This is a genomic window from Anaerostipes sp. AF04-45, assembly GCF_003461725.1.
Taxonomy (GTDB): domain Bacteria; phylum Bacillota; class Clostridia; order Lachnospirales; family Lachnospiraceae; genus Anaerostipes; species Anaerostipes caccae.
In genome coordinates this window covers 1-238 of record NZ_QTXQ01000026.1, presented here as the reverse complement: position 1 = coordinate 238, position 238 = coordinate 1, and the positions used below count along the sequence as shown (strand labels likewise).

Below are 238 nucleotides of genomic sequence, written 5' to 3'. Positions count from 1 at the left end.
CCTGCTTTCCCAGGTCGTCTCCAACCAAGTATCATCGGCCGTTTTGGTCTTAACCATCGTGTTCGGGATGGGTACGGGTGTTTCCCCAAAACGCATCGCCACCGGAAACTTTGAGTACAAAACAGGTTTCTCTCCTGCTTGATACTTTTTTGTTATCATTGATAACTAAACAATAAGACAACCTCTACTTCTTCTTCCTTAGAAAGGAGGTGATCCAGCCGCACCTTCCGATACGGCT

General features: G+C 46.6%; 1 rRNA gene (cut by a window edge). It reads right to left on the bottom strand.

The features are described 5' to 3' along the window. Positions 1 to 106, bottom strand: a 5S ribosomal RNA gene (gene rrf, locus DWV34_RS17115); it reaches 11 nt to the left of the window's first position. Positions 107 to 238: the final 132 nt, after the last annotated feature.